We start from the raw sequence: 11,891 nt of genomic DNA, 5'->3' as shown, positions 1-11,891 counted from the left end.
AACTTTTACGATATAGCCTGTGCAGAAAGCGCTATAGGGCTCAGATCAGAATAAGGCGCTGGTTTGCCGCGGTAAAAGGCATCGCGTTAAAAAGGAGGTCAGGAACATGATGAGATCAGGCAATCCCGCGCTTAGAGGGGATGTTTTCGGCCATTCGCCTGCGTTTGCAAAAACATCCGGAGTGATGACCATACAAGGAACAGTAAACAAGGCTTTTTTAATGGCCCTTATTGTTATTTTGTCAGCCAGCCTTGTATGGAACAGGCCCGCGGCCGCGGCCGCTTTCTTACTGCCTTCAGTCATTGCCGGATTAATAATAGCGATTATAACGGTATTTAAAAAAGAATACTCCGCTTATACGGCGCCTATATACGCCTTAACGCAGGGTATTGTATTGGGTTCTATATCCGCGTTTTTTGAAACAAGTTATCCGGGTATAGTAATACAGGCCGTAGGGCTGACTCTATCAACCCTGCTGTGCATGTTGATAGCTTATAAGACCGGTGCCATCAGGGCTACTGAAGGATTTAAGCTCGGGGTAATGGCGGCGACGGGCGGAATAGCGCTTTTTTACGCGGCGAGCCTGATTATGGGTTTTTTTGGGTTCAATATGGGGTTTATTTACAGCACCACCCCGATGGGAATAGTTTTTAGCGCTGTTGTTGTAGTTATAGCAGCGCTTAATCTTGTAATTGATTTTGACTTTATCCAAAAAGGCGCCGCGTATAATGCTCCGGGGTATATGGAGTGGTATAGCGCCTTTGCCTTGATGGTCACGTTAATATGGCTTTATCTTGAAATCTTGAGACTGCTCTCAAAAACGCGCAACAGATGGTAAAAGCTATGGAAAATATTTACCTGACACAACAAGGCTATACCAAGCTAAAAAATGAGCTTGAATATTTGAAAACAAAAAAAAGGCGCCAGCTGTCTGAAGAGATAGGCAAAGCCCGCGCTCTCGGAGATATAAGCGAAAACGCCGAATACGACGCGGCGAAAGACGCCCAGGGCATGAATGAGAAAAGGATATTTGAGCTGGAAAATCAATTGGCCAGGGCCAGGATAATTGACCAATCGCGCATATCCTCAAACGAAGCCCTTATCGGGGCCACTGTGACTGTTAAGGATATTGACACCGGCGAAAATGAATCCTATACCCTTGTTTCCGAAGCTGAATCCGATTTTTCAAAAGGAATGATATCGGTATCCTCACCCGTAGGCAAGGCCCTTCTTGGCAGAAAAAAAGACGAAACCGTTGAGATTAATGTGCCTGCTGGCACTTTAAAATACAAAATAATAAATATTGAAAGGAGGTGAACCTGTTATGAGAATTTTGTTAGCGTGTATTACTGTTACGTTTTGCTTCTGCGTAGGATATCTCCATGCCCAGACGGAAAACACACCTGCTCCGGCTGTTGAAGAGGCGCAGTCTTTTTATGCTTACGGTGAGGTATTGAGCGTTTCTCCTGAACAGATACTTATAAGAGAATTTGACTACGCGACAGGGGAAGATCAGGAAGTCGCCTACTATATTAACGAACAAACGTCCTTTGATTCGGTAGAATCAGTCCAGCAGATCACCCCCGGCAATCTTGTGGATATTGAATTCATTGTTTTAGAGGGCGGGAAAAACGTGGCGAAGGATATCTTTGTTGACCGTGTTGAAGAGTTTGAAGAACTTGAGTCTATGGAAGATTGATTTGAAATAATTGCTGGAGGCGCCAAAAATATAAGGAGGATATTTCTGTGTGCTGCGAGTCATGTATACGTTATGAAAAATGTTTAGAAGATGATCAGATAAAAGATGAATGCTGTCCCCGGTGCCCTGAATATAATGAATGTTCAAGCGCCGGCAAGGGCGAAAGTTCCGGCGGCGACAACTATGACGGCTATGACAAGGAAGACGAAAACTACTATTAACGACAACAGCGTTTGTAATCTCGGATAAACCGGCACTACCGCATTAAACCCGACCGCGCGGATTCGCTTTCAACACGGTCCGCGCGTTTATTTTTATTCTGCGCTTTCTAATATTTCCACTTAGACAAGCCCGCGGGAAAAACAGGCACATAAGATGAGCGATATAAAAACCAAATCCATAAAAATAATAGAAGAAAAGATGTCGCAGTTTGAAGAGTCCGGCATAAGGCATGGCATACTGGAATCCGCTAAAAATTTCAAGACCTCATGGATAAACCTGGCACAGGCCCTATACAGCGTGTGGAAAGATAAATTATACAAAGGATGGGGTTACGATAAGTTTGAAGTATATACAGCGAAAGAGATAGGCATACGTAAACAGACGGCCATCAAGCTGTTAAGGTCATATTCTTTTTTGGAAAAAGAAGACCCTCTTTATCTTAAAAAAGATTATAACGATGAAGCGGACACGGCGCTCTTGCCCAGCTATGAGTCGGTTGATGTCCTGCGCCTTGCCAGTAACAAAAAAAATCTAAACCGGGATGACTACGCGAAGATAAAAAGATCAGTGCTTGAAATGGGCAAAGACGCCGGTTCTGTCAAAAAAGACCTGACAGCTCTTATCAGACAACGTGAAGAGTTGGAGCCTGAAGAGGTGTGGCAGAAAAAACGGCTTACCCTGCTAAAGAGATTTTTGACAACGCTTAAAAGCCTTGTCAGCGAAGCCAGGACGTCAAATATACTTTCATCAAAGACAATAGATGATGTTCAAAAAACTATAGACAGAATGGAAGCGGAACTATTATAATAATAAACTACACGCGGAGGTTGTAATGGCAAAGGCTACGGCAAGGCATATCCTGGTTTCAAGCAAAGAGAAGTGCGAAGACCTGAAAAAACAGATAGAATCCGGCCAAAGTTTTGAAAAATTGGCCGGGCTTCATTCGGAATGTCCGTCAGGGCAGGACGGCGGAAATCTCGGCGAATTTGAACCCGGACAGATGGTTGAAGAATTTGACGAAATAGTATTCAGCAAGGAAATCGGCAAGGTTTATGGCCCAATAAAAACAGAATTCGGATACCATCTTATTGAAATAATCAGTAGAAGCGAATAACTACAGGAGCGCCCAATGGACCCTATGCAGGAGATACGCCTTAAAAAAACAAATATTGATAAATTTATAAAAGAAAAATGCGCTAATATTTCCGCTATCATAGGCAAGGGAAAGGCTATCAATGCTCTTTCGGGCGGAGTAGACAGCGCCGCCGTTACCATGCTCGGCCATAAAGCGATAGGCAAAAAACTCAAAACATATTTTATAGATAATGGCCTTATGCGCCGGGATGAGGCAAAAAAGGTAAAGGGAATTTTCAAGAAACTCGGCGTTGAGGTCAGTGTCATTGACGCCAAAAATACATTCTTATCCGCCCTTCGCGGCATAGATGACCCTGAATTAAAGAGAGAGGCCATATCGCAAACTTTTTATAAAGACGTCTTTGGAAAACTCGTAAGAAACAGTGAGGCCAGATTTCTCCTGCAGGGAACAATACTGACCGATATTGACGAAACCCGCGCCGGCATCAAAAGACAGCACAATGTATTTGAACAGCTTGGCATTGACCCGGAAAAAAATTTTGGCTATAAAATATTGGAGCCCCTTGCCTGCCTTCGCAAGGACAGCGTCAGGTATCTTGCAAAATCTCTCGGTTTGCCGGAAGACATATATGACCGCCCGCCGTTTCCGGGGCCCGCGCTTGCCGCCAGGATAATCGGAGAAGTAACTGACGAAAAGATTAAATTGGCTCGTGAAGCAACAGACATCCTTGAACAGGAATGCAAAGGAGTAAAGGCTTTTCAGTATATGGCTATACTTCACAAAGACAGAGTTACGGGCATAAGATATGGAAAGAGGGACTTTGGCAGACAGATAGAAATAAGGTGCTGGGACAGCAAGGACGCAAGAGAGGCCAAACCCACGAACCTGCCGTTTAAAATACTGCGTAAGATCGCCGACAGAATAACGTCTGAAGTCGGGGGCATTGTAAGCGTAACCTATAATATAACCACAAAACCTCCTTCAACCATAGAGGCTGTCTGATATAAACACCCCTGGCCACTGTATTATCTAATACTATACTGATGAAAATAGGTTACCCCTGCGTTAATAATACCTGCGGTTGCACCAGTAACGGGACATTCCGGTTAAAATCATACTCAAGGCAACTACACCGGGCAGTCATAGAGAAAAACCTGAAATGCCTGTTAAACATACTGAAGTTTAACGCACAACATGGTATAATGTTTTTCAGGATAGGTTCGGGGCTCGTGCCGTTTGCTTCGCATAAGGTGTGCCGGATTGATTGGCAATTGGATTTTAAGGCCGAATTTGACGAAATAAGCAGTTATATAAAATTAAACAATATGCGCGTCTGCATGCATCCGGACCAGTTCACGATAATTAACTGCCTTGACCCCGGAATATACGAAAAAAGTGCCGCCGAATTAGTTTACCATTCCGATCTTATGCGCAGTCTTGGGCTTGGGCGGCAGGCAAAAATACAAATTCACGTCGGCGGTATGTATAATGATAAAACCGCCAGCATAAAGCGATTTATAGCCAGATATAAAAAATTGCCGCAAACAATAAAAAAGCATCTGGTCATAGAAAATGATGACAGGCTTTTCAGTTTTAAAGACTGCATTACGATACACCGGGAAACGGGCATTCCTGTCGTTTTGGATATACTCCATCACTCATTGAACGGCGGCAAGGGGCCGGCGGAAGAGCTGATGCGGGATTTTGTTAAGACATGGCAAAAGCACGACGGACTGCCAGTCCTTGACTACAGCATTCAGAAGAAGGGGGCGAGAAAAGGGGCCCATGCTTTAAGTATATCGCAGGCCCATTTTAGCAGATTTTTGCTAAACACAAAACCCTATGATTTTGACATAATGCTTGAAATCAAAGACAAGGAAAAAAGCGCTTTAAAAGCGGTCGGAATAGCAAAACAGGACAAAAGATTTTATGAAAAAAATTGACATAAGAAATACAACCCTCCAGGATTTGGAAAAGGCCGTGATAAAAAAAGGATACCCCGCCTATAGGGCGAGGCAGGTATTCTTATGGCTTTTCCAAAAAGGAGCTGTCTCGTTTGACAAGATGACAGATATCCCAAAACCGCTAATACAGTATCTTGAAAATTACTTTTACATATCGCCTCTTCGCCAGCTGCAAAAATTAGTAAGCAGGGACTCAAGCATAAAAATAATCTTTCTGCTTGAAGACGGCTCCTGTATTGAGGCTGTCGTTATACAGTCCAGGTCAAGGAATACCATCTGCCTTTCAACACAGTCGGGCTGTAAGTTCAAGTGCGCCTTTTGCGCCAGCGGCATGAAAGGTTTTAAACGAAACCTGTCTGTGTCAGAAATATTAGGCCAGATACTGCATGTCCGGGACATCCTGCATATACAGGCGACCAACTATGTCTTTATGGGTATGGGCGAACCCCTTGATAATTATGACAATCTTATTCAGGCGATAAGGATAATGAACGATAAAAATGCTTTTAACATTGGCGCCAGAAGAATTACAATATCAACCTGCGGTATCGTGCCCGGCATAAAAAAACTTAGCGCGTTTAACTTGCAGGTCAACCTGTCATTGTCCCTGCACGCGGTGACGGATGAAAAGCGTTCAAGGATTATGCCTGTCAACAGGATTTTCCCGCTTGGTAAGCTCATAGAAGCCATGTCCGAATACGCGCGCAAATCAGGGAGGATAATTACCCTTGAATATATACTGATACCGGGTGTAAACGACTCAATTTCTGATGCTGAAGGACTCGCGCAGATAGCAGGAGAGCTTAAATCAAAAATCAACCTTATACCTTATAGCGAGGTTTTAGGGGCAAGATTTACGCCTCCAACGCCGCGCCAGCTTGATATGTTTATAAGCCAGGTAAAAAGGAGGCACGAATATATCACCATAAGGCAGTCCAGAGGCAGGGACATACAAGCGGCATGCGGCCAATTAGCGGCAAAACAAGCGGCGGACATCGCGTGTTCAGGTTGATAGTCTTTGACATTGACGGTACCATAACAAGGCATGTCAGCTCCTGGCAGATGATACACGAAAAGCTTGGTATGTGGGACAACCTTGCCTGCCGATGGCAGGAAAACTTTTTAAAAGGCAGGATAAGTTATGATGAATTCTGCCGCCTTGATGCCGCCTGCTGGAAGGGTATGCCAGAATCAAAAATATCGGCCATATTTTGGCCGGTCAGGTATGCAAAGAACGCGAAGGCGTGCCTAATTAAACTAAAAAAAATGGGGTTTAAATTAGCCGCGCTTTCAACCGGCCTGCAATATAGCGCCAACGCCATATCAAAAGATATAGATTTTGATTTTACCCTCACGAATATCCTGGCCTCGCGTAAAGGCATAATGACAGGCGGCGTCAGAATAAATATACGCCATGGAGCCAAAGCCGCGGCCTTAAAGCAAGTCAGAAAGCGTTTCGGGCTTAAAAAAAATGAGGTCATAAGCGTGGGAGACAGCGCGGGCGATATCCCGCTGGCAAAAAACTCCGGCTATTTTATAGCGTTCAACTCTCGCGACATGGCGCTTTCAGATATGGCTCATTACGATTGCAAGACAGGGGATTTCAAAGATATCTATAATAAGATCCTGGAGATAACAAGTAAAAAAACAAACAATTTTAAGGAGAGGCCATGTTTATAAAAAAACCTCTTGTAGTCTTTGACCTTGAAACAACAGGCACGTGGGTGGAAAAAGACAAGATCGTTGAGATCGGCATGGTTAAGCTTATGCCTGACGGAAACAGGCAGGGATATGTAAAACGCGTAAATCCCGGCATACCGATACCCGTCAATGTCACAAAGATAATCGGCATAACAAACAACGATGTTAAAGATGCCCCGGTTTTTAAAGATATATGTTCGGAGGTTTTGGAATTTATAGGCGATTGCGACCTCGGGGGTTTTAATATATACAGGTTTGACCTGCCGGTCCTTGAACGCGAGATAATTGAAGCGGGCATGAGCTTTCATTGGAAAGACCGCGGCATATATGACGCTCAAAAGATTTATCATATACATGAAAAAAGAGACCTTATGGCCGCTTATCAGCTCTACTGCGGCAAAGAGCTTACCAATGCCCATACAGCTTTAGGGGATGCCGAAGCTACTGTAGAAATACTAAGCGCGCAAATAATGAAATACGGCTCTGAAAGCGCGGGTATTGAATCGCTAAAGGATATTGATTACGAAACATCCAGTTACTATTATGACCCGGAGAAAAAGTTCTGCTGGTGGAACGGGGACCTTTACCCGTCCTTTGGAAAATACAGGCGCAAAAAACATATAAAGGCCATAGCGCAGAATGACCGCGGTTATCTGGAATGGCTTGCCGGCGCGGATTTTGGCGATGAAGTAAAATTACTGGCATTAAACGCTCTAAACGGGAAATTTCCCAAAGCGCCTGATAATATTTAACCTTAAAGAAAGGGGCGGGAATGAAGGGCTTTTTACCTGTTTTTATACCATTATTCGTAGCCGTTGACGCTATTGGGGTATTGCCGATATTTGCCTCGCTTACTGACGGGCTAAGCCGCGTTCAGAAACGAAAAATAATTATTCAGTCAATGATAACGGCATGCTGCCTGGCGATTGGTTTCATATTTTTAGGCAAAGCCACGTTCAGACTGCTAAATATCACCGTTTCAGATTTTATGATAGCAGGCGGCACAGTCCTTTTTTCAATTGCCATACTTGACATACTCAATCCTGAAAAAAATAGGCGCATACCGGGCAGTCAGCTTGGAGCGGTGCCTTTAGGCACGCCGCTTATAGCGGGCCCGGCCGTTCTTACAACATCGCTGGTAATGCTTGAGAATTACGGCATTAGCGCAACCTTATTATCGGTTATCATAAACATAGCGCTCGCCGGGACGATTTTCTTTTTTTCAGGCGCACTTATAAAAACACTCGGCGTGGCAGGATCCAGGGCTTTGTCCAAAATCATGAATCTTTTACTGGCGGCCATAGCGGTCATGATGATAAGAAAAGGCCTCATGGCGCTTTTAGCCTGACCGTCTGCTTTGATAAAAGTCAGGATTTCTTTTAAAAAACATGAATAACATTATTCAAAAACTACCTGACAGTTATAAATACGGCATCAATGAAGTCTTGGGGCTTTTTGCCGCCGTTGACGCTAAGATAAATGAGTTCGTAAAAATAACCGGCATACACTGCCCCCGGGGATGCGGATTTTGCTGTAACAGTATGAAAATAGAGACCACGGTATTGGAGATGCTTCCTATATCAGCCTGGCTTTGGGCAAACGGCAAAGCCGATGAAACCCTATCGTTATTATCAGCAAGGCAAGACAATGTTTGTGTTTTCTTTAAAAAAGACCCCAAAATAAGCCAAAATGGAAGCTGCGGCATATATCAATTAAGGCCATTGGTATGCAGGCTCTTTGGGTTTTTTACCACAAAAGATAAAAATAACAAGTATATATACGGCTCATGCAAGGTCATAAAAAATACATATCCTGAAACATACAAACAATGCCTGAAACTAATAGAGTCAGGCTATCACCCGTCCAGTATGACTGATTTTTCCATAAGGGTGCTGGCCCAAGGCACCGGCTTGGGCGGCAAGATGTTTAATATCAATATTGCGGCAAAAATCGCTCTTGAAAAAATCGGGCTCGCGCTATCACTTATCGAAACCCCTCCGGAGACGCCTAATCCGCAAGCGGCTTAAAGATTTAAATTGGGCATGAAAATGAAAATAAACATAAACAAAATTCATATAACCGCGCTTACAGCATTATGGCTTTTTTCCATTACCGGGCAGGCCGCGGCAATGGGTATCAAGAATCACGATATATCCGATATTATAACAGTCAGACGCGGTGAAAAATTTACTGTAACGCTTAATTCCAATCCCACTACAGGTTTCAGCTGGCAGTTTGCCAAAGAAATAGACGCGCATTTTTTAGAACTTGTTGACTCGCGCTATATAGGAACCGGCACAGGCCGGCTTATGGGAGCAGGCGGCAGGCAGGAATGGGTATTTAAAGCAATAAAACCCGGCAAGACAAGTATATCCCTTGAATACGCCAGGCCCTGGGAAAGGGACAAATCCTGCCAGGAAGCAAAGGATATAACGATCATTATCCGTTAAGAAGTGGCCCGGAAAAGACAATCGTATAGAGGCTGGTAAAGATATATTAATAATGGGCATATGCTCAAAATAAATAGGGGTTTAAATGCCGGCAAAAAAGGCGGGAAGGCCGTCAAAAACAAGATACATAAAGGCATGCCCAACGATAAGTCAATTCAGCCCGCGTGGTAAGGCCGGCAGGCCAAATGAGATAGAACTTGCCATAGACCAATATGAATCAATAAGACTGGCTGATTACAAGGCAATGCCGCATGCCGCATGCGGAAAGATCATGGGCATATCGCGTCAAACCTTTGAAAGAATATTAAGAAACGCCAGAAATAAAATCGCTGACGCGATAGTCAATGGCAAGATCATAAGAATTGAAGGCGGTAAGGTAAAAATTGGATAGCCAGGCCCGGCATTGCAATATAATATCAATCAATAAATATCTGATAATAACCAATCATAAACAGTTCAATAGGCATGTTTAAGCCATAAAGGCGCTATTCTAAACCTAATCTCAATGTCCTATAATATATCTTATGTTAACTATGCAATATGGCAAACCCTATCGCAAGTCATTATATGCCATAAGTTATAAGCTTATACATATTGGCTGTGGATAATACATAAGGAATCCTCCTAAAGTCCTTTAAAACAGCTCAAATACTATCAGATACTACCTAATCTTTTATCATTGGGCATAAAAATGAGTAAAATTCATTTTTCTTTTTTTATGCTCAAATACATATAAAACATCAGAGTTTTTGTGGATATTTTTTTTTTACGATTTTGGGGGTGTCTTGGAGGTTTTTTAGGGGTTAATTTGGCCCAGATTTAAAAGCGGAATATTAAGCCGCAGCCTTTGGGTTTCTCCTTTTACCAGGTTTTTTTGACGCCAGGACGGGCTGTTTCTGGGGTGTTTTTTAGGGCCTTTGCTTAGAGGATCTGATGATGCCAGATGCAGCTTATGCTTGCCATATTTTAGGGCAATTTCATCAATTATTTTTGAGGCCTTTTCTACCTTCTCTACCCTTATAGGGTCATCAAAAAGGTCCCTTTGACACTGGCCTTCAGGCAGGATATCTAATAAGACTACTCCAGATGCCCTATAGCTAAAATCCTGGCATAACTGGTCAAAAATACCCGCTAAAGCAATAGCAAATTCCATGGTTGATGATGTATGCCGGGTAAGAGTTACATGCAAACCAAATCCCTCAAAATCCTCTGTTTTAAGGAATACCAGAAGACGCCTTGCAATAAGCCCATGGCGCCTTAACTTGATACAGGCGGACTCAAGATTTCTGGTGATCTGGGCCCTGATAAACCCCTTATTTTTAGATGCCGGTGAAAAGGTCTTTGTCTTGCTAATAGACAGGTATTTTTCCTTTTTTTGGGTGCTAATTTGATAGACATAATGGCCCCTTAATTCACACCATAATTCCCTGCCAATCTTACCTAAAACGCTCTCTGCAAAATTTAGGGGTTTGTCTATAAAATCAAAGACATTCTTAAGCCCATAACGGCTTAAAAGTTCAACCGTATTATGGCCAAAACCACAGACCTCTAAAAGCGGTATTTCTTTTAGGAAATTAGCAATTTCATGGCCGGGCAATGCCACAAAACCGCAAGGTTTATTATAGCCAGAGCATATCTTTGCCAGGGTCTTTGAAGTACTAAGGCCTATAGAAACAGTAATATCAAGATCTTTTTGCACCTTTTTTTGGATCAAAAGGGCTATATTTTCATAACTGGTATGATACAAACGCCTCATACCAGTAATGTCACAAAAAGCCTCATCAATAGAATATTCCTCAACATCAGGGCTAAACTCTCTTAAAATAGCAAACATCCTTTCAGAATAAATGCTGTAAAGTTCATAATCGCTGGGTATTATAACAGCATCAGGTATGATGTTTTTGACCTCATGCAAGCGAATACCCCTTGAAACACCCCTGGCTTTTGCCTCATAGCTAGCGCAGGAGACTATACCCCTCTCCTTTCCTGTTATCACGGATTTTCCCTTTAGGGATGGGTTTCTGGCCTGTTCGCATGATGCAAAAAAGGCATCACAATCTACGTGCAATATGGCTTTTGGATAACTTTCAAGGGTTATGAATTCAGCCACGTTTTTATTTATATTTTCTTATATTTGCGATAACTACCCCGGCTATAGAAAGTTCTTGCCTGGGTATTATGGTAGGGTATTTTTGATTTGCCGCCTGCAAATAGACCTTTTTGTCTTTCTGCTTAAAATACTTTAATGTCCATTCGCCGTCAACCTGCGCGATAACAATATCGCCGTCTTTTGGCTGAAGGTTTTTCTGGATAAGCACAAGGTCATCCTGGTGGATGCCTGCATCTAACATGGAATCACCCTGTACTTTTACTAAAAAAGTTGCATTGGGATTTGATATAAGATATTCATCAAGGCTTACAACGTCTTGTAATTCTTCTTCAGCAGGGCTTGGAAACCCTGCCTGTATAGAGCCGAGTAAAGGCACTGCTATCATTGGCCTTTTTGGAATCAGTTTACCCCTGTTATCTTTTTCCAGGAATCCTGCATTTATAAGCGTTTGGACTCTTTTGAAAACAGCATTCTTTGAACTCAGATTAAAAACACCAAGCATCTCAGAATACGATGGCATGCGTTTTTTCTTAAAATAAAATGTCTTTATCTTCTCTAAATGTAACAGCAGTTTTTCTTTTTCCATAGCAGATACATTATAGTAAACGATTGTTCACCTGTCAATAAAAATATCATCCAACTTAACCCT

At 42.8% G+C, this 11,891-nt stretch carries 17 protein-coding genes; 15 read left to right on the top strand and 2 right to left on the bottom strand.

The window, feature by feature from the left end:
• Positions 1–106: 106 nt before the first annotated feature.
• The 15 genes from PHV77_01910 to PHV77_01840 all read left to right on the top strand — a co-directional run bounded on the left by PHV77_01910 (position 107) and on the right by PHV77_01840 (position 9,523).
• The gene (locus PHV77_01910) at positions 107–838 is read left to right on the top strand and encodes a Bax inhibitor-1/YccA family protein (GenBank protein MDD5504051.1); all 732 of its coding nucleotides are present in this window, start codon (positions 107–109) and stop codon (positions 836–838) included.
• Between the two features lie 5 nt (positions 839–843).
• Complete coding sequence (gene greA, locus PHV77_01905; GenBank protein MDD5504050.1) at positions 844–1,317, top strand: transcription elongation factor GreA; 474 nt, start codon at positions 844–846, stop codon at positions 1,315–1,317.
• 7 nt (positions 1,318–1,324) lie between these two features.
• The gene (locus PHV77_01900) at positions 1,325–1,699 is read left to right on the top strand and encodes a hypothetical protein (protein ID MDD5504049.1); all 375 of its coding nucleotides are present in this window, start codon (positions 1,325–1,327) and stop codon (positions 1,697–1,699) included.
• Positions 1,700–1,746: 47 nt separating this feature from the next.
• Positions 1,747–1,920 (top strand): hypothetical protein, encoded by a 174-nt coding sequence (locus PHV77_01895; protein ID MDD5504048.1) that lies wholly within the window; start codon positions 1,747–1,749, stop codon positions 1,918–1,920.
• A gap of 154 nt (positions 1,921–2,074) precedes the next feature.
• Complete coding sequence (locus PHV77_01890) at positions 2,075–2,728, top strand: hypothetical protein (protein ID MDD5504047.1); 654 nt, start codon at positions 2,075–2,077, stop codon at positions 2,726–2,728.
• Positions 2,729–2,753: 25 nt separating this feature from the next.
• Positions 2,754–3,035, top strand: a complete 282-nt coding sequence (locus PHV77_01885; protein ID MDD5504046.1) for a peptidylprolyl isomerase — start codon at positions 2,754–2,756, stop codon at positions 3,033–3,035.
• 15 nt (positions 3,036–3,050) lie between these two features.
• Positions 3,051–4,019, top strand: coding sequence for a 7-cyano-7-deazaguanine synthase (locus PHV77_01880; GenBank protein MDD5504045.1), 969 nt, complete (start codon positions 3,051–3,053; stop codon positions 4,017–4,019).
• 41 nt (positions 4,020–4,060) lie between these two features.
• The gene (uvsE, locus tag PHV77_01875; GenBank protein ID MDD5504044.1) at positions 4,061–4,960 is read left to right on the top strand and encodes a UV DNA damage repair endonuclease UvsE; all 900 of its coding nucleotides are present in this window, start codon (positions 4,061–4,063) and stop codon (positions 4,958–4,960) included.
• The gene (gene rlmN, locus PHV77_01870; protein ID MDD5504043.1) at positions 4,947–5,993 is read left to right on the top strand and encodes a 23S rRNA (adenine(2503)-C(2))-methyltransferase RlmN; all 1,047 of its coding nucleotides are present in this window, start codon (positions 4,947–4,949) and stop codon (positions 5,991–5,993) included. The genes uvsE and rlmN overlap by 14 nt, the downstream gene beginning before the upstream one ends.
• Positions 5,981–6,661 carry an HAD-IB family phosphatase gene (locus PHV77_01865; protein MDD5504042.1) on the top strand — a complete coding sequence of 227 codons (681 nt, stop codon included), beginning with the start codon at positions 5,981–5,983 and terminating at the stop codon, positions 6,659–6,661. The genes rlmN and PHV77_01865 overlap by 13 nt, the downstream gene beginning before the upstream one ends.
• Entirely contained in the window at positions 6,652–7,434 is a 783-nt protein-coding gene (locus PHV77_01860) for a 3'-5' exonuclease (GenBank protein ID MDD5504041.1), read from the top strand. Before PHV77_01865 ends, PHV77_01860 begins: the two co-directional genes overlap by 10 nt.
• Positions 7,435–7,454: 20 nt before the next feature.
• A complete protein-coding gene (locus tag PHV77_01855) occupies positions 7,455–8,030 on the top strand; it encodes a MarC family protein (GenBank protein MDD5504040.1) in 576 nt (191 codons plus the stop codon).
• A 40-nt stretch (positions 8,031–8,070) separates the two neighbouring features.
• On the top strand, positions 8,071–8,709 hold the full coding sequence (locus tag PHV77_01850) for a YkgJ family cysteine cluster protein (protein MDD5504039.1): 639 nt from the start codon (positions 8,071–8,073) through the stop codon (positions 8,707–8,709).
• 15 nt (positions 8,710–8,724) lie between these two features.
• Positions 8,725–9,132: a protease inhibitor I42 family protein gene (locus PHV77_01845; protein MDD5504038.1), complete on the top strand. Its 408-nt coding sequence runs from the start codon at positions 8,725–8,727 to the stop codon at positions 9,130–9,132.
• 85 nt (positions 9,133–9,217) lie between these two features.
• A complete protein-coding gene (locus PHV77_01840) occupies positions 9,218–9,523 on the top strand; it encodes a DUF134 domain-containing protein (protein ID MDD5504037.1) in 306 nt (101 codons plus the stop codon).
• Between the two features lie 405 nt (positions 9,524–9,928).
• Here the strand turns inward: PHV77_01840 and PHV77_01835 are convergent, their stop codons facing one another.
• Together PHV77_01835 and lexA are read right to left on the bottom strand one after the other, a co-directional pair.
• Entirely contained in the window at positions 9,929–11,242 is a 1,314-nt protein-coding gene (locus tag PHV77_01835; GenBank protein ID MDD5504036.1) for a DNA polymerase IV, read from the bottom strand.
• A 4-nt stretch (positions 11,243–11,246) separates the two neighbouring features.
• Entirely contained in the window at positions 11,247–11,828 is a 582-nt protein-coding gene (gene lexA / locus PHV77_01830) for a transcriptional repressor LexA (protein ID MDD5504035.1), read from the bottom strand.
• Positions 11,829–11,891: the final 63 nt, after the last annotated feature.

Source organism: Candidatus Omnitrophota bacterium, from assembly GCA_028716165.1.
GTDB lineage: Bacteria > Omnitrophota > Gorgyraeia > JABMRG01 > JABMRG01 > JAQUQI01.
The sequence above is the reverse complement of the archived record's forward strand: the minus strand, read 5'-3'. Positions and strand labels throughout refer to the sequence as shown.

Bases quoted from the DNA above. Each gene is read 5' to 3' on its own strand.
- PHV77_01850 (MDD5504039.1), top strand. From the start codon at position 8,071: ATGAATAACATTATTCAAAAACTACCTGACAGTTATAAATACGGCATC.
- uvsE (MDD5504044.1), top strand. From the start codon at position 4,061: ATGAAAATAGGTTACCCCTGCGTTAATAATACCTGCGGTTGCACCAGT.
- PHV77_01885 (MDD5504046.1), top strand. From the start codon at position 2,754: ATGGCAAAGGCTACGGCAAGGCATATCCTGGTTTCAAGCAAAGAGAAG.
- PHV77_01910 (MDD5504051.1), top strand. From the start codon at position 107: ATGATGAGATCAGGCAATCCCGCGCTTAGAGGGGATGTTTTCGGCCAT.
- rlmN (MDD5504043.1), top strand. From the start codon at position 4,947: ATGAAAAAAATTGACATAAGAAATACAACCCTCCAGGATTTGGAAAAG.
- lexA (MDD5504035.1), bottom strand. From the start codon at position 11,828: ATGGAAAAAGAAAAACTGCTGTTACATTTAGAGAAGATAAAGACATTT.
- PHV77_01840 (MDD5504037.1), top strand. From the start codon at position 9,218: ATGCCGGCAAAAAAGGCGGGAAGGCCGTCAAAAACAAGATACATAAAG.
- PHV77_01860 (MDD5504041.1), top strand. From the start codon at position 6,652: ATGTTTATAAAAAAACCTCTTGTAGTCTTTGACCTTGAAACAACAGGC.
- PHV77_01855 (MDD5504040.1), top strand. From the start codon at position 7,455: ATGAAGGGCTTTTTACCTGTTTTTATACCATTATTCGTAGCCGTTGAC.
- PHV77_01900 (MDD5504049.1), top strand. From the start codon at position 1,325: ATGAGAATTTTGTTAGCGTGTATTACTGTTACGTTTTGCTTCTGCGTA.
- greA (MDD5504050.1), top strand. From the start codon at position 844: ATGGAAAATATTTACCTGACACAACAAGGCTATACCAAGCTAAAAAAT.
- PHV77_01890 (MDD5504047.1), top strand. From the start codon at position 2,075: ATGAGCGATATAAAAACCAAATCCATAAAAATAATAGAAGAAAAGATG.
- PHV77_01845 (MDD5504038.1), top strand. From the start codon at position 8,725: ATGAAAATGAAAATAAACATAAACAAAATTCATATAACCGCGCTTACA.
- PHV77_01880 (MDD5504045.1), top strand. From the start codon at position 3,051: ATGGACCCTATGCAGGAGATACGCCTTAAAAAAACAAATATTGATAAA.